Annotated in this window: 21 protein-coding genes, 1 tRNA gene and 3 pseudogenes; 9 read left to right on the plus strand and 16 right to left on the minus strand. The window is 66.8% G+C overall.

Going from position 1 to position 23,219, the window contains the following annotated elements:
- Positions 1–25 precede the first annotated feature (25 nt).
- From G6N24_RS10345 to G6N24_RS10355, 3 genes are all read right to left on the minus strand, one after another.
- Positions 26–910, minus strand: coding sequence for an SDR family oxidoreductase (locus G6N24_RS10345; protein ID WP_085161919.1), 885 nt, complete (start codon positions 908–910; stop codon positions 26–28).
- A gap of 24 nt (positions 911–934) precedes the next feature.
- Complete coding sequence (gene mshC / locus G6N24_RS10350; RefSeq protein ID WP_085161918.1) at positions 935–2,179, minus strand: cysteine--1-D-myo-inosityl 2-amino-2-deoxy-alpha-D-glucopyranoside ligase; 1,245 nt, start codon at positions 2,177–2,179, stop codon at positions 935–937.
- 147 nt (positions 2,180–2,326) lie between these two features.
- The gene (locus G6N24_RS10355) at positions 2,327–3,115 is read right to left on the minus strand and encodes a 3'(2'),5'-bisphosphate nucleotidase CysQ (protein WP_085161917.1); all 789 of its coding nucleotides are present in this window, start codon (positions 3,113–3,115) and stop codon (positions 2,327–2,329) included.
- 99 nt (positions 3,116–3,214) lie between these two features.
- On the opposite strand from G6N24_RS10355, the gene G6N24_RS23900 reads away from it, so the two are divergent.
- Complete coding sequence (locus G6N24_RS23900; RefSeq protein ID WP_085161916.1) at positions 3,215–3,394, plus strand: hypothetical protein; 180 nt, start codon at positions 3,215–3,217, stop codon at positions 3,392–3,394.
- Between the two features lie 380 nt (positions 3,395–3,774).
- Here G6N24_RS23900 and G6N24_RS10370 read toward each other — a convergent pair whose 3' ends face one another.
- From G6N24_RS10370 to G6N24_RS10390, 5 genes are all read right to left on the minus strand, one after another.
- Positions 3,775–4,590 carry an SCO1664 family protein gene (locus tag G6N24_RS10370; RefSeq protein WP_085161915.1) on the minus strand — a complete coding sequence of 272 codons (816 nt, stop codon included), beginning with the start codon at positions 4,588–4,590 and terminating at the stop codon, positions 3,775–3,777.
- Positions 4,574–5,161, minus strand: coding sequence for a DUF3090 domain-containing protein (locus tag G6N24_RS10375; RefSeq protein ID WP_085161914.1), 588 nt, complete (start codon positions 5,159–5,161; stop codon positions 4,574–4,576). Before G6N24_RS10375 ends, G6N24_RS10370 begins: the two co-directional genes overlap by 17 nt.
- Positions 5,162–5,394: 233 nt before the next feature.
- Positions 5,395–6,099, minus strand: coding sequence for a histidine phosphatase family protein (locus G6N24_RS10380; protein WP_085161913.1), 705 nt, complete (start codon positions 6,097–6,099; stop codon positions 5,395–5,397).
- Positions 6,096–6,926 (minus strand): undecaprenyl-diphosphate phosphatase, encoded by an 831-nt coding sequence (locus G6N24_RS10385; RefSeq protein ID WP_085161945.1) that lies wholly within the window; start codon positions 6,924–6,926, stop codon positions 6,096–6,098. Before G6N24_RS10385 ends, G6N24_RS10380 begins: the two co-directional genes overlap by 4 nt.
- A 152-nt stretch (positions 6,927–7,078) precedes the next feature.
- Positions 7,079–7,381: a hypothetical protein gene (locus G6N24_RS10390; RefSeq protein WP_085161912.1), complete on the minus strand. Its 303-nt coding sequence runs from the start codon at positions 7,379–7,381 to the stop codon at positions 7,079–7,081.
- Between the two features lie 187 nt (positions 7,382–7,568).
- On the opposite strand from G6N24_RS10390, the pseudogene G6N24_RS10395 reads away from it, so the two are divergent.
- The 3 genes and pseudogenes from G6N24_RS10395 to G6N24_RS10405 all read left to right on the plus strand — a co-directional run bounded on the left by G6N24_RS10395 (position 7,569) and on the right by G6N24_RS10405 (position 9,875).
- Positions 7,569–8,554: pseudogene (locus G6N24_RS10395) on the plus strand (hypothetical protein).
- On the plus strand, positions 8,551–8,793 hold the full coding sequence (locus G6N24_RS10400) for a DUF5703 family protein (protein WP_085161911.1): 243 nt from the start codon (positions 8,551–8,553) through the stop codon (positions 8,791–8,793). The pseudogene G6N24_RS10395 and the gene G6N24_RS10400 overlap by 4 nt, the downstream one beginning before the upstream one ends.
- Before the next feature lie 2 nt (positions 8,794–8,795).
- Positions 8,796–9,875, plus strand: coding sequence for a quinone-dependent dihydroorotate dehydrogenase (locus G6N24_RS10405; RefSeq protein WP_085161944.1), 1,080 nt, complete (start codon positions 8,796–8,798; stop codon positions 9,873–9,875).
- A 38-nt stretch (positions 9,876–9,913) separates the two neighbouring features.
- Here G6N24_RS10405 and G6N24_RS26065 read toward each other — a convergent pair whose 3' ends face one another.
- The gene (locus tag G6N24_RS26065) at positions 9,914–11,842 is read right to left on the minus strand and encodes a PE family protein (protein WP_085161910.1); all 1,929 of its coding nucleotides are present in this window, start codon (positions 11,840–11,842) and stop codon (positions 9,914–9,916) included.
- Between the two features lie 352 nt (positions 11,843–12,194).
- Here G6N24_RS26065 and G6N24_RS26070 point away from each other — a divergent pair.
- Together G6N24_RS26070 and G6N24_RS26075 are read left to right on the plus strand one after the other, a co-directional pair.
- Positions 12,195–13,796, plus strand: a pseudogene (locus tag G6N24_RS26070) (hypothetical protein); the annotation flags it as partial.
- Positions 13,712–15,721: a beta strand repeat-containing protein gene (locus G6N24_RS26075; protein ID WP_308204434.1), complete on the plus strand. Its 2,010-nt coding sequence runs from the start codon at positions 13,712–13,714 to the stop codon at positions 15,719–15,721. The pseudogene G6N24_RS26070 and the gene G6N24_RS26075, both read left to right, overlap by 85 nt.
- A gap of 135 nt (positions 15,722–15,856) precedes the next feature.
- Here the strand turns inward: G6N24_RS26075 and G6N24_RS10420 are convergent, their stop codons facing one another.
- Both G6N24_RS10420 and G6N24_RS10425 read right to left on the minus strand, forming a co-directional pair.
- Complete coding sequence (locus G6N24_RS10420; RefSeq protein ID WP_085161909.1) at positions 15,857–16,387, minus strand: YbhB/YbcL family Raf kinase inhibitor-like protein; 531 nt, start codon at positions 16,385–16,387, stop codon at positions 15,857–15,859.
- 27 nt (positions 16,388–16,414) lie between these two features.
- On the minus strand, positions 16,415–17,770 hold the full coding sequence (locus G6N24_RS10425) for a M20/M25/M40 family metallo-hydrolase (protein WP_085161908.1): 1,356 nt from the start codon (positions 17,768–17,770) through the stop codon (positions 16,415–16,417).
- A 137-nt stretch (positions 17,771–17,907) separates the two neighbouring features.
- Between G6N24_RS10425 and G6N24_RS10430 the strand changes: the two genes are divergently transcribed.
- From G6N24_RS10430 to G6N24_RS10440, 3 genes and pseudogenes are all read left to right on the plus strand, one after another.
- Positions 17,908–17,993, plus strand: a tRNA-Leu gene (locus G6N24_RS10430).
- Positions 17,994–18,643: 650 nt separating this feature from the next.
- Positions 18,644–19,097 (plus strand): annotated as a pseudogene (locus tag G6N24_RS24470) (type II toxin-antitoxin system Phd/YefM family antitoxin).
- A 3-nt stretch (positions 19,098–19,100) separates the two neighbouring features.
- Positions 19,101–19,535 (plus strand): type II toxin-antitoxin system VapC family toxin, encoded by a 435-nt coding sequence (locus tag G6N24_RS10440; RefSeq protein WP_085161906.1) that lies wholly within the window; start codon positions 19,101–19,103, stop codon positions 19,533–19,535.
- A gap of 236 nt (positions 19,536–19,771) precedes the next feature.
- Here G6N24_RS10440 and G6N24_RS10445 read toward each other — a convergent pair whose 3' ends face one another.
- From G6N24_RS10445 to G6N24_RS10465, 5 genes are all read right to left on the minus strand, one after another.
- Positions 19,772–20,128: a hypothetical protein gene (locus G6N24_RS10445; protein WP_085161905.1), complete on the minus strand. Its 357-nt coding sequence runs from the start codon at positions 20,126–20,128 to the stop codon at positions 19,772–19,774.
- Positions 20,129–20,215: 87 nt separating this feature from the next.
- Positions 20,216–21,007: a DivIVA-like cell division protein Wag31 gene (gene wag31, locus G6N24_RS10450; RefSeq protein WP_085161904.1), complete on the minus strand. Its 792-nt coding sequence runs from the start codon at positions 21,005–21,007 to the stop codon at positions 20,216–20,218.
- Positions 21,008–21,253: 246 nt separating this feature from the next.
- The gene (locus G6N24_RS10455; protein WP_085161903.1) at positions 21,254–21,544 is read right to left on the minus strand and encodes a YggT family protein; all 291 of its coding nucleotides are present in this window, start codon (positions 21,542–21,544) and stop codon (positions 21,254–21,256) included.
- 172 nt (positions 21,545–21,716) lie between these two features.
- Complete coding sequence (locus tag G6N24_RS10460) at positions 21,717–22,361, minus strand: cell division protein SepF (protein WP_085161902.1); 645 nt, start codon at positions 22,359–22,361, stop codon at positions 21,717–21,719.
- A gap of 81 nt (positions 22,362–22,442) precedes the next feature.
- Positions 22,443–23,219, minus strand: coding sequence for a YggS family pyridoxal phosphate-dependent enzyme (locus G6N24_RS10465; RefSeq protein WP_085161901.1), 777 nt, complete (start codon positions 23,217–23,219; stop codon positions 22,443–22,445).

Genomic DNA, 23,219 nt, shown 5'->3' on the forward strand with positions numbered 1-23,219 from the left:
ACAAATCGTAGCCCCGCCGGGTCAACTACGGCCGCTTTTCCAAGCCTTGGGTGTAGGCGCTGGTGGAACGACCGAGCGCGGCGACCTCGGCGTCCATGCGGGGCATCAGCTCGGCAACGGTTCTGCGGATGGGAAATTCGCCGAGCCGCGTGGACAACACGGGCTTGAGCCAACGGAACAGGCCGACCCAGTCCGGGCAATACACCCGAGGGTCGCGGCCCTCGATGCCCTTGACGAACGCCGCCGCACACTTGTTGACCGACGTGGTCTTGTTCAACGGCCAGGGCAGCCTCGCGAGTAGTTGGTCGAACGACGGCAGGTCGGACCTGGTGTCGCGAACCAGGGCGGTGTCGATCCACGACATATGCGCGCAGCCGACACCGACGCCGAAATGCGCGACCTCGAGGCGCAGCGAGTTGGCGAAATGCTCGACGCCGGCCTTGGACATGTCGTAGGACGCCATCCCGGGAGGCGCCGCGAACGCGGCCAGCGACGAGACGATCAGCACATAACCGCGGCGGTCGATCACCGCCGGCAACGTCGCCCGCACGGTGTGAAAGACACCGAGCACGTTGACGTCCAGCACCCGCTTGAACGCCTCCGGGTCGACCTGCAGCACCGAGCCGTAGCTGGCGATGCCGGCGTTGGCCACGACGACATCGATGCCGCCGAAGCGTTCGACGGCCTGGCCGGCCGCGGCCTGCATGGCGGGCAGATCGCGCACGTCGGCGACGACGGTCAGCACTCGCTCGTCGTCGCCGAGTTCGGCGGCTATCGCCGCGAGCTCGTCCTTGCCCAGATCGATCACTACGAGTTTGGCGCCCTTGTTGCGTAGCCGGCGCGCGACCTCGGCCCCGATTCCCCGGGCACCGCCCGTGATGAGGACGACTTTGCCCTGCAGCGATGTCATGGCCGAAACGTACCGCCGCGGCGACTACAGGTCCACCCCGAGCAGGCCATCGATCGCGGTCGCCACCGACTTCGGCGCCGCGGCATCGTGGCCGCCGTACTCCAGCGCATCGGTGGCCCAACCATCCAGTGCGGCAATCGCTTTGGGCGTATCGAGATCGTCGGCCAGATAGCGGCGCACCCGGGCGATCGCGTCGGCGGCGTCGGGTCCGGCCGGCAGCGCGGTCGCGGAGCGCCACCGCCGCAGCCGGGTGGTGGCCTCGTCGAGCACGTGCTCGGTCCACAACCGGTCCGCGCGGTAGTGCCCGGCCAGCAGGCCCAGCCGTATTGCCGACGGCTCGACGCCTCGGGCCCGCAACGCCGACACCAGCACCAGGTTGCCGCGGCTCTTGGACATCTTGTGCCCGTCCCAGCCGATCATCCCGGCGTGCACGTAATGGCGGGCGAATCGCCGATCGCCGGTGACACATTCGGCATGCGCGGCGGTGAACTCGTGATGCGGAAAGATCAAGTCACTGCCCCCGCCCTGAATGTCCAGGCCGCTGCCGATTCGGCTGAGCGCGATCGCCGCGCACTCCACGTGCCAGCCCGGCCGGCCCGGACCGAACGGCGACGGCCAGCTGGGCTCGCCGGGCCGCGCGGCCCGCCACAGCAGCGCGTCGAGCTCGTCGGCCTTGCCGGGCCGGCCCGGATCGCCGCCGCGCTGCTCGGACAGCCGCAGCATGGTGTCGCGGTCATAACCGGACTCGTAGCCAAACTGCGGCGTCGCGCCCGCCCGGTAGTAGACGTCCTGGTGTCCCCCTACTTCCGGGTCGAGCACATACGCCGCCCCAGAGGCCAGCATCTTTTCGATGAGCTCGACCATCTCGGCAACCGTCTCGGTGGCCGCGACATAGTCATGCGGGGGCAGCACCCGTAGCGCCGCCATGTCCTCGCGGAATAGCCCCACCTCACGCCCGGCGAGGTCGCGCCAGTCCACGCCGTCGCGATCGGCGCGCTCGAACAACGGATCGTCGACGTCGGTGATGTTCTGCACGTAGTACACGTCGTGACCGAGGTCCAGCCACAGTCGATGGACCAGGTCGAACGCGAGGTAGGTGGCGGCGTGGCCCAGATGGGTGGCGTCATACGGGGTGATCCCGCAGACGTACATGGTGGCCTTGCGGCCGGGCGCCACCGGGCGCACCTGCCGGTCGGCGGTGTCGTACAGCCGAAGCTCCGGCCCGCTTCCCGGCACTGTGGGGACCGGTGCGCACGACCACAACTGCATGCCAACGACTCTAAAGCGTGCCGAACGCACCGAGCGGGCCGGAAAGGCCTAAGCCCGGCTGGTCGCTCGCCAGCGAGATTGCCCCCATGGTTGTCGCTTCCCGGAAATCACAGCCATGGGGGCAATCTGGTCGACCGCCTGGCTGGCTTAGCGCCACGCGTCCCGAATGGCGCCGAGCAGAATCGGCGCCACCTCGGCGCGGCACATGACAAAGTCGGGCAGGTACGGGTCGAGCTGGTTGTACTGCAGCGGCGAGCCGTCGAGGCGCGATGCATGCATGCCGGCGGCCAGCACCACCCCGGCCGGCGCCGCCGAATCCCATTCCCATTGGCCACCGGCATGCAGGTAGGCGTCGACCTCGCCGTCGATGAGAGCCATCGCCTTGGCGCCCGCCGAGCCGATCGCCACGGGTTGGACGGCCAACGTCTGCCGTATCCGGTGCAGAACCGCGGGTGGCCGGGTGGCGCTGACGGCGACCCGCACGGTGCTGGGAACGCCGACCCGCGCCGCCCCCGCCGTCACGGTGTCGGTGCGGTACACGACGTTCCCGCGGGCCGGCAACGCCACCGCGGCGTCGGTGATCTGCGGCCTGCCGTCGGCATGGCGTTGCCACAGCGCGACGTGTACCGCCCAGTCGTCGCGCCCCTGCGTGGAGAATTCGCGGGTGCCGTCCAACGGGTCGATGATCCACACCCGGTCGGACTTCAGGCGTTTCAGATCGTCGTGGGCTTCCTCGCTGAGCACCGCATCACCCGGGCGCTCGGCTCGCAGGCGGCGCAGCAACAGCGAGTTTGACTCGGTGTCACCCGCCTCGCCGAGCGCCCACGGATGCCCGAAACCGATCTCCTCACGCACCTCGAGCAACAGCTTCCCGGCATCGGCAGCCAGATCGGCGGCGAGCGCGGCGTCTGTCAGGTCACGTGCGGCGGCGCTCACCGCTTCAGTATCGCCGAGCCGAGCGTGCGTGGTGACTGAGGGATCGGGCGCATCATGATGCTTGGTTGTCCGAATTGGGGATGCAGCGAGAATTGTGGGGTGCGCGTCACTATCACCTTCGCCGTCGGCGTCGCCGCCGTGCGGCTGACCCGCAATGGCCTGTCGAAAAAGCAAGCCACCAAACGGTTTCGTCAGCAGACCTATGACATGGGCGAGGGCATCGACTACTCCAATGTCGCCGACGCCATCGAGACGCTGGACGGCCCGGCAAGTCGCTGACGCCGCTCTACGCGGTCGACGAGCGTGCGGCACAACATCGCGCCGCGGTCGGCTGGCTTTCGGCGCAGCTCAACGGATCCCGACGGGTCGGCTTGCCGTGGCAAAGCATGGCAGCGTTCCTGCGCATCGGGACTCATCCGCGAGCATTTCCGCGACCCTTGACGCCCGCTGCCGCAATCGACATCGTCGACAGCTGGCTATCCGCTCCCGTCGCGTGGACCCCGCAACCAGGACCCGATGCTGGCCGCTTTGGCTATTGAGAACGGTCTGACGCTCTACTCCACCGACACCGACTTCGCCCGCTTTGCGGATCTGCGCTGGGAGAATCCGCTGCAACGCTGAGTTGACGCCCGCGTGCTCACGCGGTGGGCAACCGGAACCTAGAACGCCGGCCAGGGAATGGGACGATGCCGGTTCGGCCCGGGCATCACCGGATTGTCGAGCAACGCGAGCGCGCGCCGCCGCAGCGCGCGGATTTCCGCAGGGGTGATCGTCCCGGCCAGTGCGTCGCCAAGCCGGTCGCCGAGGGCATCGTCGAGCCCGGCCACCACCTCCAGGGTTTCGTCGTCGATCGGCTTGCCGGCCCAACCCCACAGCACCGTGCGCAGCTTGTCTTCGACGTGCAGGCACAAACCGTGATCGACGCCGTAGACGTGGCCGTCGAGGCCGCGCAGGATGTGGCCGCCCTTGCGGTCGGCGTTGTTGATCAGCACGTCGAACACCGCGATCCGCCGCAACCGGATGTCGTCCGCGTGCATCAAGATGACCTCGTCGCCGGCGTAGTCGTAGGCTCGCAGCACCGACAGGTACCCCGGTCGCGGCTTGCGCGCGGGAAACAGATCGACCAGGTCGGGACCGGGCTCGGGATCGGAACCAACAGCATCGCCGGGCTGCTGCACCCACAGCTGAAGCATGCCGGGCCCCGCCGGTCCGTCACGAATGACGGTGTACGGCACGATGTTCCAGCCCAATTGTGTCGACACCAGGTAGGCGCTGAGTTCGCGGCCGGCCAGTGTTCCGTCGGGAAAATCCCACAGCGGCTGCTCGCCGGAGACCGGCTTGTAGACGCAGTGCACGCTGCGCTGTCCCCGTGTCGACTCGCACAAATAGGTGGCGTTGCTGGCCGAGCGGATGCGTCCGATGACCGTCAGCGCGCCGTCGCGCAACACCTCACGCTCGTCAGCCCTCGGTGTCATCGCTAGGCCCGAGCAGCGCTTCGCGCCGGTAACCGTTGGCGCGCGCACAAATGTGTCCCTCGGGGTCCAGCGGTTCGTCGCACAGCGGGCACGGCGGACGTCCCGCCGAAATGACCCGGTTGGACCGGGTGGCGAACTGCCGCGCCGACTCGGGCGTCAGAAACACCCGCACCGCATCGGGGCCCTCCTCGGTGTCGTCGAGCACCACGGAGGCATCGAACTCCGCGTCGGTGACGGCCAGCAATTCGACCACCACGGTCTGCGCTTCCGAATCCCAGCCCAGTCCCATGGTCCCGACCCGAAACTCGGCGTCTACCGGCATGATCAGCGGGCTGAGGTCATCGACCTCGGCGGGCTCCGGGGGCACCGGCGTGCCGAATCTGCGATGCACCTCGTGCAGTAGCGCTCCGATGCGTTCGGCGAGGACCGCGACCTGCTGCTTCTCCAGGACCACCGAAACCACCCGGGAGTCGTGCACCGCCTGCAGGTAGAAGGTGCGGTTTCCGGGCTGGCCAACCGTCCCGGCCACGAAGCGGTCGGGCGTGCGGAATACGTGAATTGCGCGGGCCATGGCATCTCCAAAATACCGGCAATTGGTGTTGCTGTGCGATTCGTTAGCGGGCGCGGCCCCGGCGGCTGAGGGGATCAACGCGCGACACCGCGATGCGCCGCCCGATGCACGAGCTTAGTCGTCCCGTCGAGCCTGCGCCGGTGGCGCCGAGCCTGCACTCAGGCCGCCCTGCCGGCCTCGGCGGCGGCCCTGAACGCAGGCTCGATGCGCGACGGCACATCCGCGGACACTGGCTAGTCGGCGGACCCCCCGAGCACCGCCTCGCCGGACGGGACCTCGCCGTTGGGCTGCCGCTGCGACGGCGGCGCGGCGCGCAACCCGGCCGATAGCCGCGCACCGGTGTGGTTGACGTGCACAACGAACGGTCGCAGCTGGGTGTAGCGGATGACGCTTATCGACCCGGGGTCGGCGGTGATTCGCTGGAAGCTGTCCAGATGCGTGCCGAACGCGTCAGCGATCACCGCCTTGATGACGTCGCCGTGGCTACAGGCCAGCCAGAGCACGTCGCCGCCATATTCCAAGGCCAATCGCCGGTCGTGTTCGCGGACGGCGGCCACCGCGCGGGCCTGCACCTGTGACAAGCCCTCCCCGCCGGGAAACACCGCGGCGCTGGGATGGGCCTGGACCACCTTCCACAACGGCTCGTTGACCAGCTCGCCGATCTTGCGGCCGGTCCATTCGCCGTAGTCGACCTCCGAGAGCCGCTCGTCGATGACGGGCTCGAGGCACAGCGCGTCGGCCAATGGTTCGACGGTACGACGACACCGCAGCATGGGCGAAGTCACCACCGCCCGGAGCCGCAGGTCACCGACCCGGTCGATCAGCCCGGCGGCCTGCGCGCGGCCCTTGTCGTCGAGGTCGACGCCCTCGGAACGACCGGCCAGGATGGCGGCGGTGTTCGAGGTGGACCGGCCGTGCCGCAACAGGATGACGGTCATGTCGCCGCCAGCGCCCCGGTCGCCAGCAGGATCAACACGCCCCCGCCGACGACCACTCGGTACCCGACGAACCAATCCATGCTGTGTCGCAGCAGAAACCGCAGGAACCAGGCCACGGCGGTCAAACCGATGACGAACGCGATCACGGTGGCCGCCAGCAGCTGCGGACCGGTCGCGCTCATCCCCTCGGTAACCGGGTGGAAAGCGTCGGGCAGGGAGAACAACCCGGACGCGAACACCGCCGGTATGGCCAGCAGGAAGCCGAATCGAGCAGCGAGTTCGCGTTCGAGCCCGACAAACAGCCCGGCGCTGATGGTCGACCCGGACCGCGAGACGCCCGGGACCAGTGCCAGGGTTTGCGCGATGCCCACCACCACGGCGTCCCGCCAGGTCAGCTGCTCGATGTGACGGCTCTGGCGACCGAGGTACTCGGCGAGGGCGATCACCGCCGAGAACGCCACCATCGCCGTCGCCACCACCCATAGGTTGCGCACCCCCGACCGGATCTCGTCTTTGAAAAGCAGACCTAGGATGCAGATCGGAATGGTCCCGATCATGACGTACCAGCCGAGCCGATAGTCAGCGTTGCGCGCAGCCCTGACGAGCAGCCCGTTCAACCAGGCCTTGGCGATCCGCACGATGTCCCGCGCGAAGTAGACCAGCACGGCAGCTTCGGTGCCCAACTGGCTGACGGCGGTGAACGAGGCGCCGGCATCGCCGGTGAAGAAGATCCGCGACACGATCGCCAGGTGCGCCGACGATGACACCGGCAGAAACTCGGTCAAACCCTGCGCCACGGCCAATACGATGACCTGCCACCAGGACATCGCCGAAACCGCGGTCACGACGACGACCGTACCCGGTACAGGGCTCCGCTAGCGGACCCGACTAGCCACAATTGCCCGGCTCTCCCCCTCGCCGGTACGCGGCTGGGGGTACCCCCGCAACGGGCCGCCGTACGGCCCGCATCATCGCCGGGCTAACGCGATACCGGCACTGCGCGCGCGACCGAGTCGCGCACCGCGGCCGCAAGACTGCGCTCGTCGGTGAGGTCGATGTCGACCAGGCTCCGGACCGCCTTCGCGACCACATCCTCGGCCTGCGGAACCGGCCCGGCCAGTCGCGGCCGGTAAATCTCGACAACGAGCGAGCGGTGCTCGATATGGAACGAAAAACTGCGCCCATCACCGACTTGTCCGTACCCGCTAGCGAAAATTCCCGCGATCATGTCTTCGACAGCAAACTCATGGTCTGCAACATGCCGGTCAGCGGTGACGGTCATGCCGAGAGGATACCTCCCCGGTACCACCTTGTGATGGCAACATGGCGAGATCGATACGACAACGTTTCCGAAGATGCGGAGCTGATGTCTCACGGTCGCAGGCGCAGCGTTGCCAGCCAAGCATAAACTCGCAGTTCACCGCTGTATATCTAGCTTGGCGACTTTGCTGGCGGTGACGGGCCGCGTGATGGGGTGTTCGTCGAACCCGCTCGATATCCCCCCTCCCACCATCGAGCCGGCACAGGCGGCGGTGTCGCCACCCGTGTCGCAGGATCCCCCGCAGGCGCGGTGCACCCGCTGGGTGGCCATCCTCAAGCGGCGATATATGACGAAGGCACTCGCCAGCTGGCAGTGCTCACCCCCGGCCCCGACCCCTCGGGGCCGGCCAGCATCACGGTGTTTGGCGGTGCGCAAGTCCCGCCGCATGTCATTGCCCTGCCGGGGCTGCGACCGCGGTGACCGGTGACGGTCGCGGCACGGCCTATTTTGCCGCCCGCGGCGGCTACGTCGCGGTCGACCTGTCCGCCGGCCACGGCGCACGGGTGAGCGTGGCCGACGCCCCGCGCGCGGAGTTCACCGCGATCGCGCTCCGGGCCGACGGCAAGCTGGCGCTGGGCAGCGCCGACGGCGCCGTGTGCATCCTCGCCTCCGGAACCGCCAGCATAGCCAATTGCACGAAGCTCTTCGCGCGCGTCGATGCCCTTGCGACACAAGGCAATACGACAATCGTCTTGGATCGCGAGCAGACCTCGGTGACGACGATCGGCGCCGACGGTCGTGTCGGGCAGGCGCTGCGGGCCGGCCAGGGCGCCACCACCCTGGCCAGCGATCCGCTGGGCGTGGTGCTGGTCGCCGACACTCGCGGCGGCCAGCTGCTGGTGTACGGCTGTTGTTCAAATGCGGACCCCGCTGATGTTGCGCCAGGCCTACTCGGTGCGGCAGGCCCCGAATGGGCTGGTCGGGTCGCGGGGGTTGGCCTGGGTGTCCCAGACTGCGTCGAACATGGTCATTGGTTACGATCTGTCCACCGGAATTCCCGTCGACAAGGTGCGTTACCCAACCGTGCAGCAACCCAACCTGCTGGCCTTCGACCAAGCGTCTGGGACGCTCTATGTAGTGTCGGGGTCGGGTGCCGGAGTCCAGGTCATCGAGCATGCGGCGGGCATCCCATGAAAAGCAGACTGCCCGCGGGCTGGGACACCGACATGTCCGACGAGTACGAGTGGGTGCCGTTGCGCCTCCCGCCGGAAGTCACCCGGCTCAGCGCGTCCACCCGGCTGTCGATCGAGGCCGAATATCGTGGCTGGGAACTGACGCGGGTCCGCCTCTACACCGACGGCAGCAGGCGAGTGTTGTTGCGCCGCAAGAAATCTCGGCTGGACAACCGGCGGCCCGACCAGCCGGAACTGTGACGGTGTACCGGCTGCTTCGACGGCTGCTGTTTCTGATTCCGCCCGAGCGTGCCCACGCGCTCGTTTTCGCGGCGCTGCGCGGTGTCACCGCCGTCGCCTGGGTGCGCCGGTTGTTGCGCCGGCGGCTTGCCCCGACGGATCCGGTGCTGGCCAGCACGGTGTTCGGGGTGCGTTTCCCCGGACCCCTCGGGCTGGCCGCGGGGTTCGACAAGGACGGCACGGGGTTGGCGACCTGGGGCGCGATGGGCTTTGGTTACGCCGAGATCGGGACCGTCACCGCGCACCCGCAGCCCGGCAACCCCGCGCCGCGCATGTTCCGGTTGCCCGCCGACCGCGCCCTGTTGAACCGGATGGGGTTCAACAACCACGGGGCCGGGGCGCTGGCGATCCGGCTCGCGCGGCACAACCCCGACGTGCCGATCGGCGTGAACATCGGCAAGACGAAGGGGACCCCGGCCGCAGACACCGTCGACGACTACCGGGCCAGCGCCCGGCTGGTCGGCCCCCTCGCGTCGTATCTCGTGGTCAATGTCAGCTCGCCGAACACTCCGGGCCTGCGCGACCTGCAGGCGGTCGAGTCCCTGCGGCCCATCCTTTCGGCCGTGGTGGCCGAGACCTCGACACCCGTGCTGGTGAAGATCGCGCCGGACCTCTCCGATTCCGGCGTCGACGCCATCGCGGACCTGGCCGTCGAGCTGGGCCTGGCCGGCATCGTGGCAACCAACACCACGGTGTCGCGCGACGGCCTGGCCACTCCGGGGGTCGACGAGCTGGGCGCCGGCGGCATCTCCGGGCCGCCGGTCGCGCAGCGCGCGGCCGAGGTGCTGCGCCGGCTCTATGGCCGGGTCGGTGATCGGTTGGTGCTGATCAGCGTCGGCGGCATCGAGACCGCCGACGACGCGTGGGACCGCATCACCGCGGGCGCGTCGCTGCTGCAGGGCTATACCGGCTTTATCTACGGCGGCGGCTTGTGGCCCAAGCACATTCACGACGGCATCGCCCGCCGGCTGCATGACGGCGGGTTCACCGCGCTTCGTGAGGCGGTGGGCTCGGCCCATGGCCCACGGCGGCTCATCCGGTAGAGAGTCGCCGACCTCGGCATCAGGGACGCCGGTGTGGGCTATGCCACGCGGCCGGTGCCGGGCATGCCGTCGGCGCCGTCGCCGCCCACGGTGCCGCTTGCACCGACGGCGCCGCCGGTGCCTGCGGCGCCGCTCAGAACACCACCCGTCCCGCCGTTGCCGCCACTGCCCGCCGAGCCTGGGGCGCCGCCGGTGCCGCCACCGCCACCGCCACCCCGTATGCCGACCTGACCACCGGCACCACCGCTTGCGCCGCCATCGCCGCCGTTCCCGCCCGTGCCGCCACCGCCCCCGTCGCCGGAGGTGCCTCCGGCACCGCCGGCGCCACCTGCACCCGCGAGCAGCCCGCCGGCGCCGCCGCCACCGCCGTTGCCGCCGGCGCCACCGGTCCCGCCGGTCCCACCGGTCCCGCCATCGCCGGCGTCGCCGCCACTACCGGCGGTCCCGGTACTGCTGGTGCCCCCGCTACCGCCGGCGCCGCCGACGCCCCCGATGCCGCCAATCCCGCCGGTCCCGCCTGTCCCACCGACACCGCCGCTGCCGCCGTTGCCTACCAACAGCCCCCCGTGTCCCCCGTTGCCGCCGGCGCCGCCGGTCCCGCCGGTGCCCCCGGTAGCGCCGATCGCGCCATCACCCCCGTTGCCGCCTCTGCCGCCAACGGCCCTATTGATATCGATCGATTGGTTGCTGGTGGTTGCGTTGCCGCCGGCTCCGCCGGCGCCTCCAGCCCCGCCGGGACCCCCGCCGGCGGCTCCGTCACCACCGTTGCCACCCATGGCGTCGACGGTATTCGGGACGCTGTTCGTGTTGTTGCTCGTGGCGGTCGCGGCGCCTCCGGCCCCGCCGGCGCCGCCGTCGCCGCCGGCCCCTGCCGTGCCTCCTGCACCACCATTGCCGCCCTGAGCGATGACGCTGTTTTGGCCCCCGCGGGTGTCGGTGCTGGTGGCCTGAGCGTTGCCGCCCTGGCCGCCGGTGCCGCCCACCCATCCGGGACCACCGGTGCCGCCCGTCCCGCCGGCCGTACCGGTGGCGCGGGCATCCGTGCCGTTAGTCACGCTCACAGACGTGCCAGCAGATCCGCCGGACGCCGTAGCGCCGTTGGTGCCGGGATTGGCTCCGTCTGTCCCGGTCACGCCCGCCCCGCCGGGCCCGCCATCGCCACCGTCACCCCAGAGGCCGGCGTAGCCACCGTCGCCTCCCCGCGCAGCGGAACCGCCCGCCCCGCCGTCACCGCCGCTACCAACGAGGAAGGCGTTGCCGCCGGCGCCTCCCGCGCCGCCAGCTCCTCCGGCTCCGCCAGCCCCGCCGTTACCCAGCAGAAGCGCGGCACCGCCGGCGCCACCGGCGGCACCTATTCCGCCGCCGCCGCCGGCCCCGCCGTTGCCGAACAGCAGGCCGCCGTTGCCGCCGTTGCCGCCGGCCGCGCCGCCGCCGCCGGAGCCGCCCGCGCCGCCGTTGCCGATGAGGCCGGCCGACCCGCCCGCGCCACCCGGCGCTCCGGGGTCGGCGCTGTTACCGCCGCTCCCGCCGCTGCCGATCAAGATCCCGCCCGGCTGGCCAGGCTGGCCCACCGACCCACTGGCCCCACTGGCGCCGTCGCCAATCAGCGGACGCCCCACCAGCGTCTCGGTGGGTGCGTTGATCAGGTTGAGCAGCTGCTGCCCCGCAGCCTGGAAAGGCGACACATTGGCGGCCTCAGCCGTCGCATACGCGTTCGAACTCGAATTGAGGACCTGAACAAATTGGTCGTGAAACGCGGTCATCCGAGCGCTCAGGTCCTGATAGGCGTAACCATGCCTGGAAAAGAGTGCCGCCACCGCCGCCGAGACCTCATCGGCACCCGCGGCCGATACCGCGGTCGTCGGGGTCACTGCCGCCGCATTTGCTGAACGCAGTGCCGAACCGATACCCGCGACATCAGCTGCGGCCGCCGCCAGTGCTTCCGGGCGAGCCAACACGAACGACATCACTTCGATCCCCCTTTGTTCGAGTCCAGCAACCAACTTCGCCTAACCGGGGGCGCTGAGCCCTCGCCCAAATGGCGGATTTGGGAGATGAAATTTCCTCCCCCTATTGGGGGAGGACAGCGCGGCCGTCGGCGCCAAGAAGGAGATGCATCGAGTCCGCGGTGACGATCGAAACATGTTCTTGTAGTGGCATTTTCGCGTATCTGGGCATCCTCTACCCGGCTCCGTCACCAGGACCGCCCCGGTTGGGAATCGAACCAAGGGGCTATTTGCGGATCCCCGGAAATTCACTATGAATGGCGGTGATCCTGCCTGGCGCAGCTAAGCAATCGGTGGGCGCGACACCAACCGCCCGCGGGGGTACAACACCGGCCTACTCAACACTGGCAACTACAGCACCGGCCTGGCCAACTCCGGCAACATCGACACCGGCGCACTTAACACCGGCGATATGGATAACGGCCTGTTGTGGAGGGGCGACAGCCAGGGCCTGATTGGCTTCAACTACACGATCCATATTCCAGAGATCCCGTTGAACGTGGTTGCCACCATTCCGATCAATATCCCCATGAACGCCAGCTTCACCACCACCGTCTACAGCGGGATAGCGATTGACGACATCCCGTTCGGTACCACCGCCACGCTCGGTCCAATCCCCATCCTGGAAGGGACCATCAACTCCCTCACCATTCCGCCCATCTATGCCAGCGGCCCCACACCGGCACTTCAGATTGGAAATCCCGACGGTTCTACCGTGATCGTCATCCCCGTCTCGGCCAGCCTCGGCCCCGCCGACCGGACAATCATCGACTTCGGCGGCGCGCCAGGATTCGGAAACTCGACAACCAGCCCGTCGTCGGGCTTCTTCAACTCCGCCACCGGCAGCGCCTCGGGCCTCGGCAACGTCGGCGCCAACAACTCGGGCTTGTTGAACTTGGCCTCCGGCAGCTCAGGAATCTCGGGCTACAGGAACGTCGGCGACCTGGTATCAGGCGCGGCGAACCTGGGCAACACCGCGTCGGGACTCCTCAACACGAGCACCGTGGACCTCGCGACACCGGCCAATGTCTCAGGAGTAGGAAACATCGGGGCCAACCTCGCGGGCCCCTACCGCAACAACGCGGCGGGGATGACGGCCGTTAACCTAGGTCTCGCAAACGACGGCGCCTTAAACGTGGGCTTCGCAAACATCGGTGACTCCAATTTCGGCAGCGGAAACATCGGTGACTCCAACGTGGGCGGCGCAAACATCGGCAGCTTCAATGTCGGCTTCGGAAACCACGGCTCGCATAATTTTGGCTCCGGAAACCTCGGCGACTACAACATCGGTCCCGCAAACCTCGGCGACCACAACCGGGGTTTCGGGAACGCAGGCAACACCAATACCGGTTTCGCCAACACCGGCGACTTCAATATCGGCTTTGCCAACACCGGGAATAACAACATCGGCATCGGGCTCACGGGCACCGGCGAAATCGGGTTCGGCGCCCTAAACTCGGGCAGCGGCAACATCGGCCTGTTCAACTCCGGCACCGGCAACATCGGCCTGTTCAACTCTGGCACGTCAAACGTCGGCATCGGAAACTCGGGCACCGAAAACTGGGGCGTCGGCAACGCGGGCACCGCGAACACCGGCATCGAGAACACCGGCGGCTACAACACGGGTCTGTGGGACCCGGGCACCGGCAACACCGGCATCGCCAACGCGGGCACCTACAACACGGGCTTCTACAACACGGGCGGCGCGAACACTGTCCCGAAATCCCCGCATCCTTCGATGTTCAGATCCCCGTCAATGTCCCCATCACTGTCAGCATCACCGATATCAATATCAATGCCTTCACCATTCCTAAAGTCACCTTCAGTGGCTTGGACGACGGACTCGGCGGTGAAGTCGTCGGCTACATCGGCCCCATCAGTGTCTACGGCGCCCAGACCGGCGACCCCATCGTAATCTCCTTCGGCGATCAACCCACGGTGGCAATCAACATAGGCAACCCCGACGGGTCAACGGTGATACGGATAAACGGCACAGGCGGTCTCGGCCCCATCACCATACCGATCATCGACGTCCCAGCTGCTCCGGGATTTGGAAACTCGACAAGCAGCCCGTCGTCGGGTTTCTTCAACTCCGGCAGCGGCGGCGCATCCGGCTTCGGCAACGTGGGCGCCAACAATTCGGGTCTAGGGAACGTCTCGTCCGCAGCGTTTGGAAACTCGGGCTACATAAACTACGGCGCGCTGGAATCGGGCATCGCAAACTTTGGCAATACCGTCTCGGGCATTTACAACACGGGCACCCAGGGCCTCACGTCGGCGGCCAATGTCTCGGGCTTTGCGAGCGTCGGCACCAATCTGGCCGGCGTACTCCGCGACAGCACAACCGGGACGATCTTCAACGTGGGCCTGGCAAGCGTGGGTCAACTCAACGTGGGCTTCGGAAACATCGGCGCCTACAACCTCGGCAATGGAAACATCGGCGCCTACAACCTGGGCAGCGGAAATGTCGGCGACCACAACCTGGGCAGCAGCAACCTGGGCGACCTCAACTTCGGCAGCGGCAACATCGGCAGCGACAACATCGGATTCGCCAACACCGGCCCCGCGTTGACGGCAGCCGTCCACAACATCGGGTTCGCCAACACCGGCAGCGACAACATCGGCTTCGGCAACACCGGCGACGGCAACATCGGCTTCGGCAACACCGGCAACGGAAATATGGGCATCGGGCTCAGCGGCGACGGCACGACCGGCTTCGGCGCCCTGAACTCGGGCAGCGGCAACATCGGCCTGTTCAACTCGGGCACCAACAACATCGGCATCGGCAACTCCGGCACCGGAAACTGGGGCATCGGCAACTCCGGCAGCTACAACACCGGTATCGGCAACACGTGCAGCACCAACACCGGCCTGTTCAACGCCGGCATCGCCAACACCGGCATCGCCAACGCGGGTGCCACCAACACCGGCAGCTACAACGCGAGTGCCACCAACACCGGCAGCTTCAATCCGGGCAACTACAACACCGGCCTGTTCAACCCGGGCGACTTCAACACGGGTTTGTTCAACACCGGTAACTCCAACACGGGCCTTGCCAACTCGGGCAATGTCGACACCGGCGCTTTCATTTCGGGCAACTACAGCAACGGCTTCTTTTGGAGAGGCGATTACCAGGGCCTGATTTCTATCGGGTACTCGTCGACCATTCCCGAAATCCCCTGGTACTACGACGTGAATGCCCCCATCGATATACCGATCACGGGCAGCATCAGCGAGATTACTAGGGAAACGTTCCACATTTCTGACATCCCCATAAAGGTCCAATTGCAACAAACCATCTGCTACCCCTGGTACGAGCCGCCATTCTATAGGTGCACCACCGTAACAACAACCGTGTACGACGGGAGCATAGGCGGCTGGACAAACGATGCGTTCACTCTGCGACCCGCAATTTCCGTGAACGACGCTATTACCCAAACATTTGATTCCTCCGGCAGCGGGACCTCGGGTCCCTACACGTTCGGCTTCGGTTATCAGCAGAACCCGGGATTCTTCAATTCGACCCCCGACCCCTCGTCGGGATTCTTCAACTCCGGCAGTGGCAACGCTTCGGGCTTCTTCAACTCCGCGGCTGGTCCCGTGTCGGGCCTGGCAAACGACTTCGCCTACAGTTCGGGCGTGGGCAACGCCGGGGGCACCGGAAACTCCGGCTATATCAACTACGGCGCGCTGGAATCGGGCTTCGCGAACTTGGGCAACACCATCTCGGGCTTGTACAACACGAGCACACTGGGCCCCACGGAGGCCGCCTTTGACTCAGGCATCGGAAATGTCGGCACCAACCTTTCGGGATTCTTCAACAACGTCTTCTTGCCGTAGCTGGGCGGACTGGACCCGGCGCACGTCGACGTCGGGACCCAGCCGGCGCCTTAGTGCGCTGGCGACCAATACCATCCGGAGGTTGGCCAGTGATTCGGAGCCGACCGCCGAGTGGCTTAAGAGCTCCGAAGTTGTCTAGGCGCGCTGGTAAGTGCCGTGGATGACTGCTCGCGCGATCGCGTGCATGAACAGGTTGAACCCAAGGAAGGCCGGGCTGGCATCCTCACTGAGATCGAGTTTGTCGACGTCGAGGGCGTGCACCGCGACGTAGTAGCGGTGTACGCCATGGCCGGGCGGTGGCGCCGCGCCGACGTAGCGGCGCATACCGGCGTCGTTGACTAGCGTCAGCGCGCCGCCCGGCAGCTCGCGGCCGTCGCCCGCGCCCTCCGGTAGTTCGGTCACGTCGGCAGGCAGATTGGCCACCGCCCAGTGCCAGAACCCGGACACGGTCGGGGCATCCGGGTCGTAGACGGTGACCGCGAAGCTGCGGGTTGCCCCGGGAAATCCCGACCAGCTCAGCTGCGGGCTGGCATCCTGTCCGCCCGCGCCCATGATCCCGCTGACCTGAGCGGTCGCCAGTGGCTGGCCGTCGGTCACGGAATCCGAGGTCAGGCTGAATGTCGGCAGTTTGGGTAGTGCGTCGTACGGGTCGGGCGGCACGGTCATGAACAGTCCTCTCGTGTCATCGTGTCATCAGCAGTGCGTCAAGAAGCGTGTCAGCACGTCGGTGCCGAACCTCAGGGCAGAGACGGGTACCCGCTCGTCGACCCCGTGGAACAGTGAGGTGAAATCCAGCTCCGGCGGCAACCGCAGCGGGCTGAAGCCGAAGCAGCGAATACCCAAGCGCGCGAACGCCTTCGCGTCAGTGCCGCCGGAAAGCATGTAGGGCACCGTCCGGCCGTCGGGGTCGATCGCCAGCACCGCGGCGTTCATGGCATCGACCAGGTCGCCGTCGAAGCTGGTCTCGTACGACGGCAAATCCCTGATCCACTCCCGGGTCACGTCGGGTCCGATCAACTGGTCGACCTCGGCCTCGAACGCCGCCTGCCGCCCGGGCAGGACGCGGCAGTCCACCACCGCTTCCGCCGTCGCGGGAACGACGTTGGCCTTGTATCCGGCCTTGAGCATCGTCGGGTTCGCGGTGTCGCGCAGCATGGCCTTCAACATCCGAGCCATCGGGCCAAGCTTTTCGATCGTTCCGTCCAGGTCGGGCGAGTCGAGGCCGAAAGCGAGGCCGGTCTCCTCGCTGACCGCGGCGAGGAACTCGCTGACGGTATCGGTGCGGACGAGCGGAAACCGGTGGCGGCCCAGCCGGGCGACCGCTTCGGCGACGGCGGTGACGGCGTTGTGGTCGTGCACCATCGAGCCGTGCCCGGCCCGGCCCCGTGCGGTGAGCCGCATCCACTGGATGCCTTTCTCGGCCGTCTCGATCAGGTAGAGGCGACGCTCACCGCCGTCGCGGCGAGGCACCGTCAGGGAAAACCCGCCGACCTCACCGATCGCCTCGGTGACGCCGTCGAACAGATCGGGCCGGTTGTCGACGAGCCAGTGCGCCCCGTATTTGCCGCCGTGTTCCTCGTCGGCAACGAAGGCGAACACCAGGTCGCGGGGGGGCACGATGGCGGCCCGCCGGAAGTGTCGCGCAACCACGATCATCATGCCGACCATGTCCTTCATGTCGACCGCGCCGCGGCCCCACACATGGTCGCTTTCGACCGCGCCGGAAAACGGGTGCACGCTCCAATCGGCGGCCTCAGCTGGCACCACGTCGAGGTGGCCGTGGATCAGCAGGGCGCCTCGGGAGCTATCCGAACCCGCGAGGCGGGCGAACACATTGCCCCGGCCCGGTGCACCAGATTCGACATAGACCGGCTGGTAGCCAACCTCAGCCAGCTGCTCGGCCACCCACTGCGCGCACTCGGCCTCGCCTCGTGTGGTCTCGGGTTCGCCCGTGTTGGTCGTATCGAACCGGATTAACCTGCTGACCACCTCGACCACATCATCGCTCGGGCCGATCGAAGTCGCGGCCGCACCGCTCTCTGGGGTCACAGTCACTCTTCCTACCACTCCTGTCGCCCCGGGGCCCGGCCTGATTGCCCCGATCTCGCCCGGGTGTCGACGGCGACGGCTGGGTTGGGCCCGCGCGGGCCGATCCGATAGCCTTAGCTGCCGCAGATGGTTGCTTTGTCCGAGTGGCGGAATGGCAGACGCGCTAGCTTGAGGTGCTAGTGCCCTACTAATGGGCGTGGGGGTTCAAGTCCCCCCTCGGACACGTCGTATTAGCTATGCAGATTGAAAATTTGCCCTGAACTCGATCAGAAAGAGTTTTCAGAGTTTGCTGATATCGATTGTGCATCGCGTTGATGTTCTAAATCTGTCGTACGGCGGGAACGGCGAATATCCCATTGCGGATGCTATGCCGGGGGTGTCACGTGATGCTCGTGCGGAGCGAGTACGGGACGACCGCAGAAGAGCATGACGCATCCGGCGGGCTCGCGCCTCCGGGAGCCAGTGAGTCTTTGCGGGGCGGCTGTGAGCTACGGGGGCCCGGGTCGGGTGGCGTGTCGCGCGGGTCGCCTTCGGCCTCTTGGTGCAGCGATCCGGTCATGGGGATCGACTACGTGAAACGATGGACGGGACACTCGGCCATTTTTGGATGAATTTCGGCGATGTGTACAACCCGACAAGGCAGCAGATGGATAGAGGTCCATCTAATCGAACTGGCTGTCGAGATGGAGTACTGGACCAACCTCTACAAAAAGCTAGGGCAACCTCAAGCAGAGAATTCAAAAGCCTGGTTGGTGCAAGCTAGACCCGGCGTCGACACCGAGGCGCTGCCGTCGCCATGCAGCGGACCACGAACGCCAACTGCGCCGATATCCCACCGGGGCCGGCAAACACCTTCCGCCGCAACACCTTCGGATGCAGCTCGGATGCAAGGCGACCAGCCGCCATGACGTCGACCGTCTCGACGTCACCAGCACCGCGGACGAACCGGTGTGTCGGCCCGTTGCCACCTCCCTCCGGCTTGCGCAGGTCAATCTCTCAGGTCGTCGTTGCCGCACTCCGTAGTGACATGTACAAATTACGGTTCAGTGAGTGTACAGTTCACGGTGTGGATGTATCCGTGACCGAGTTGCGCGCGCACCTCAGCGATTGGCTCGATCGGGCTCGGGCTGGTGATGAGATCGTCATCACCGACCGCGGAATGCCGGTCGCGCGACTCGCTGCGCTGGACAGCGCAGGCACCTTGGAGCGACTCACGGCCGAAGGCCTGATTGGTAAGGCCACCGCCCAGCGGCCCGTCGCTGCGGGACGGTCCGGACCCCGACCGCGGCGGCCGGTGTCTGACCGCGTCAGCGACCAGCGGCGCTGACCGGTGCCGCTCGTCTACTTCGACGCCAGCGCCTTCGTCAAACTTCTCACCACAGAGACAGGCAGCTCGCTGGCGTCCGCGCTATGGGACGGCTGCGACGCCGCATTGTCCAGCCGCCTGGCCTACCCCGAAGTCCGCGCCGCACTCGCCGCAGCAGCCCGCAATCACGACCTAACCGAATCCGAGCTCGCCGAAGCCGAGCGCGACTTGCAGGACTTCTGGGCCGCCACCCGCCCAGTCGAACTCACCGCGACGGTTGAACAGCACGCCGGCCACCTCGCCCGAGTCCATGCCTTACGCGGAGCCGACGCCGTCCATCTGGCCAGCGCGTTGGCGGTCGGCGACCCCGGCCTGATCGTCGCCGTTTGGGACCGACGCCTGCACACCGGAGCACAAGCCGCCGGGTGCCGAGTCGCCCCCGCCCAACTCGACCCCTAGCCCACCGCTCGACATTGGAGTGAGTCAACCCCAGCACAGACGACGATCAAGTACCGATTCGCCAGGTCGCAACCCGTGTCTAGGTGGGCAAGTCCCCCCTCTGACACATCCGGCTTTCGCGGCGAGATTGCCGCCACGGCAATCTCGCCGCTCGGACGGCGCACAACGCTCGATCCGCGACCAGGCAGCGACGCCGGTTGGCCACTGGCCGAGCGGCTGGCGTCCTAGACGGGTTCTTACGGGGTCGCGTCGTCGCCGCGCTCGGCGGCTACCGCTGACTCCTCCGTCACGTCGGCTTCCGCGGCCTCAACCGCGGTATCCCCGTCGCCCTCGTCCTGCTCACTGTCATCGGCGATTTCCTGCGGGTAGTCGACGTAGCCCTCTTCGTCTTCGCCGCCCCCGGCCTGGTCTTCGCTCTGCTCTTCACCCGCCTCGCGTCGCTGGCGTTCCCGCACCGCGTCGATGATCAGCAGCACCACACCCAGCACGCTGGCGGCGATGCACACCCAGGCGACCAGCTCATTGCTGGTGACCACCGCGAATACCAGCGCGACGAGCCCGATCAGGGCCAATACGAGCGCAATGAGCAGCATCGGTCATCCTCCAGCCGAGGTGCAGCGACTGCCAAACCTATCAAGAGGCGCGCAGCGCCGGACTTGAACCCCGCGCACGCCCCCCGGCTAGTTATTACCCCGATTGAATTGGTCGAACCCCCCGGCGTCCGCGCTGGAATCGACAGGTGCCGCCGACCCGCGCTGTCCGAGTTCCTCGAGCTGTGATTCCAGATAGGTCTTGAGCCGCGTGCGGTATTCGCGTTCGAACGTCCGCAGCTGCTCGAGGCGGCCTTCAAGCACAGTGCGCTGCTGGTTGATGGTACCCATGATTTCGGAGTGCTTGCGTTCCGCGTCGGCCTGCAGCGCGTCGGCCTTCTCCTGCGCCTGGCGCAATTGGGCTTCGGAGCGGGTTTGCGCATCGACCAGCATCGCGTCGGCGCGCTGCCGGGCCTCGGCGATGGTGGTCTCCGCGGTGTGCCTGGCGTCGCTGACGATCTGGTCGGCGTTGGCGCGGGCATCCGCGAGCATCTTGTCCGACTCGGCCTTGGCGGTGCTGGTGAGCCGGTCGGCGGTGTCTTGCGCAAGGGCCAGAACTCGAGCGGCCTTCATGGCCTGTTCCTCGGTCGTTCCCACCGGACCGGCAGGAGTAGTCACCGGTGCAGGCTTTACCAGTTCGGGTTCGGGTTCATAAACCGGCACCTCCGCGGTGGGCTGTGGAGCAACACGCCCCCCGGCGGCCAGCTCCTGGTCTAGCTCCGCTATCCGCTGACGCAGATCGGAATTCTCTTCGATGAGGCGCGTCAGCTCGTTTTCCACCAGGTCAAGGAAGGCGTCAACCTCGTCTTCGTTGTACCCGCGCTTGCCGATAGGCGGCTTGCTGAACGCCACATTGTGGACGTCGGCAGGTGTAAGCGGCATTGTTTGTCCCCTCGAGTTCCTGGACGGTCAAACGATCTGGAAAGTGTAGAACGGAGCGGTAGCCGTCGTGCAACTGCCGTCCATCCTGTCACACCAGACTCGGCGGTTGCCGATTGGACGAATAAATAAGGAGCAATTTCAATCTCTAAGGCCAATAAATCACAATCCTTAGATTTGAAAAATCACGCGCGCCAAACTTGTCGCCAAATCGTGGCCGAACCGTCTCCGGTGGGGTGGGGCAAAGGCTCACGCCGCGGCACCGAAAGCCAGTTGCATACCGATGAACGCGACCAGCAGCAGCACCATGATGGACAGGTCGAAACGTACCGCGCCGATGGTCAGTTGCGGGATCAGCCGGCGCAGCAGCTTCACCGGCGGATCCGTGACCGACATGATGATTTCCAGGATCACCACGGTGACGCCGGTGGGATGCCAGTCACGGCTGAACGACCGGATGAACTCAACGACGACCCGAGCGATCAGCAGCAGCCAGAAGATGAACAGCGCAAACCCAAGGATCTGAAAAAACAGCGCCAACGAGAGCCCGACCTTACCGATGAGAATGATGAGAACGTCAGCCGCCCATGCGGGCTAGCAATGGCTAGCGTACCGACTCGGCTGACCAGACACATCCGAGCTTGAACCGCGTCATGGCCTCCGCTGCCGGCCCAACCCGCGACCGACCGTGCAAGGTAGCGGAGCGGGTGGGCTATTGGTAGGCGTAGAAACCGGTTTCGGCGATCCGGCGACGCTCCTCAGGGGACACGTCGACGTCCGCCGGCGACAGCAGGAACACCTTGGTCGCGACCTTGTCGAACGAGCCGCGCAACGCGAAGGCCAAGCCGGCCGCGAAGTCGACCAAGCGTTTGGCGTCGGCGTTGTCCATCGACACCAGGTCCATGATGACGGGGGTGCCGTCGCGGAACCGCTCGCCGATGGTGCGGGCTTCGCTGTAGTCCTTGGGCCGCAGCGTGGTGATCTTCGACAGCGGGTGGCCTTCCTCGAACATCATCGCCATCCGGCGCGGGTCCATCGCCAACGCGCCGCGGGTGGAGTTGCGCAACCACGACCCCAAGCGCGGACGGGCCATTTCGGACCGGTCGAACTCCCGGGGCCGGAAACGGGGCTCCTCCCCGTAGCCGCCGCGATAACTGCTCGGCGGCGGATAGTCGGCCGGCTCACGCAGGTCGCCGCGGGGATCGTCGTACTCGGGCCTGTCATAGCGGCCGTACCCATCGTCGAAACGGGGCCGCGAATAACCGCGAGAAGGCGCCCGGTCGTCGTAATAGTCGTCCTCGTAGTCCTCCATCGGAGCCATGCCGAAGTAGGCCTTGACTTTGTGCAGTGTGCTCATCGCTTAACCCCTTCTGGGCTCAACCCCTTCTAGGCCTGGGACATTTGGTGTCTGTGATGAAGATGTGACTACAGTGACTACTCACGGTGACGGTAACCGCCGCGGACCCATTAGCGCGGTACCGACACGCACACACGTCGAACCATGTTTGACGGCGATCTCGAGGTCGGCCGACATGCCGGCCGACAGACCCACCGCGTTCGGGAACGACTCGAGCACCCGGCTGTGCTCCGATTTCAGCCGGTCAAAGGCCACATCCGGGTCCCAGTTGAGCGGCGGGATGCCCATCAATCCGACCAGTTCCAGGCCCTCGGACTCCTCCACTTGCGCGCAGATCGCCTCGACCGCGCCGGATGCCGAGATGTCGACGCCGCCACGCGACACGTCACCATCGAGGCTGACTTGGACGTAAACCCGCAGCGGGTTTTCGCGGCGCCGGTCGGCGAGCGCCGCGGCCACCGCCCGATCGAGCGCGGTTACCAACTGCGGGCCGTCGACGGAGTGGGCGGTGTGGGCCCAGCCGGCCAGTGACCGTGCTTTGTTCCGCTGGATGCGGCCCACCATGTGCCACTGCACGCCGCGCGCGTCCGCCCGTGGTGAACTTGCTAACAGCGAAGCGAGTTCGGCAGCCTTTGCTGCAGCCTCTTGCTCCCGCGATTCGCCAACGGCCCGACAACCCAATCGGGACAAAATCGCGACGTCGGTTGCTGGAAAGTATTTGGTAATAGGGAGAAGTTCAATTTCGCTCACATTGCGACCGGCCGCCTCTGCGGCCGCCGCGAGCCGCGACCTAATTGCGGCCAGCGCCCGCATCAATTGCGATTCGCGGTCGCCTCGCGCGCAAACGTCCACCGCCAT

Origin of the sequence: Mycobacterium lacus (genome assembly GCF_010731535.1) — a bacterium.
Lineage (GTDB): Bacteria > Actinomycetota > Actinomycetes > Mycobacteriales > Mycobacteriaceae > Mycobacterium > Mycobacterium lacus.

Bases quoted from the DNA above. Each gene is read 5' to 3' on its own strand.
- G6N24_RS10345 (WP_085161919.1), bottom strand. From the start codon at position 910: ATGACATCGCTGCAGGGCAAAGTCGTCCTCATCACGGGCGGTGCCCGG.
- mshC (WP_085161918.1), bottom strand. From the start codon at position 2,179: ATGCAGTTGTGGTCGTGCGCACCGGTCCCCACAGTGCCGGGAAGCGGG.
- G6N24_RS10370 (WP_085161915.1), bottom strand. From the start codon at position 4,590: ATGACACCGAGGGCTGACGAGCGTGAGGTGTTGCGCGACGGCGCGCTG.
- G6N24_RS10375 (WP_085161914.1), bottom strand. From the start codon at position 5,161: ATGGCCCGCGCAATTCACGTATTCCGCACGCCCGACCGCTTCGTGGCC.
- G6N24_RS10380 (WP_085161913.1), bottom strand. From the start codon at position 6,099: ATGACCGTCATCCTGTTGCGGCACGGCCGGTCCACCTCGAACACCGCC.
- G6N24_RS10385 (WP_085161945.1), bottom strand. From the start codon at position 6,926: ATGTCCTGGTGGCAGGTCATCGTATTGGCCGTGGCGCAGGGTTTGACC.
- G6N24_RS10390 (WP_085161912.1), bottom strand. From the start codon at position 7,381: ATGACCGTCACCGCTGACCGGCATGTTGCAGACCATGAGTTTGCTGTC.
- G6N24_RS10400 (WP_085161911.1), top strand. From the start codon at position 8,551: ATGAAAAGCAGACTGCCCGCGGGCTGGGACACCGACATGTCCGACGAG.
- G6N24_RS26065 (WP_085161910.1), bottom strand. From the start codon at position 11,842: ATGTCGTTCGTGTTGGCTCGCCCGGAAGCACTGGCGGCGGCCGCAGCT.
- G6N24_RS10420 (WP_085161909.1), bottom strand. From the start codon at position 16,387: ATGACCGTGCCGCCCGACCCGTACGACGCACTACCCAAACTGCCGACA.
- G6N24_RS10445 (WP_085161905.1), bottom strand. From the start codon at position 20,128: ATGCTGCTCATTGCGCTCGTATTGGCCCTGATCGGGCTCGTCGCGCTG.
- wag31 (WP_085161904.1), bottom strand. From the start codon at position 21,007: ATGCCGCTTACACCTGCCGACGTCCACAATGTGGCGTTCAGCAAGCCG.
- G6N24_RS10460 (WP_085161902.1), bottom strand. From the start codon at position 22,361: ATGAGCACACTGCACAAAGTCAAGGCCTACTTCGGCATGGCTCCGATG.
- G6N24_RS10465 (WP_085161901.1), bottom strand. From the start codon at position 23,219: ATGGCGGTGGACGTTTGCGCGCGAGGCGACCGCGAATCGCAATTGATG.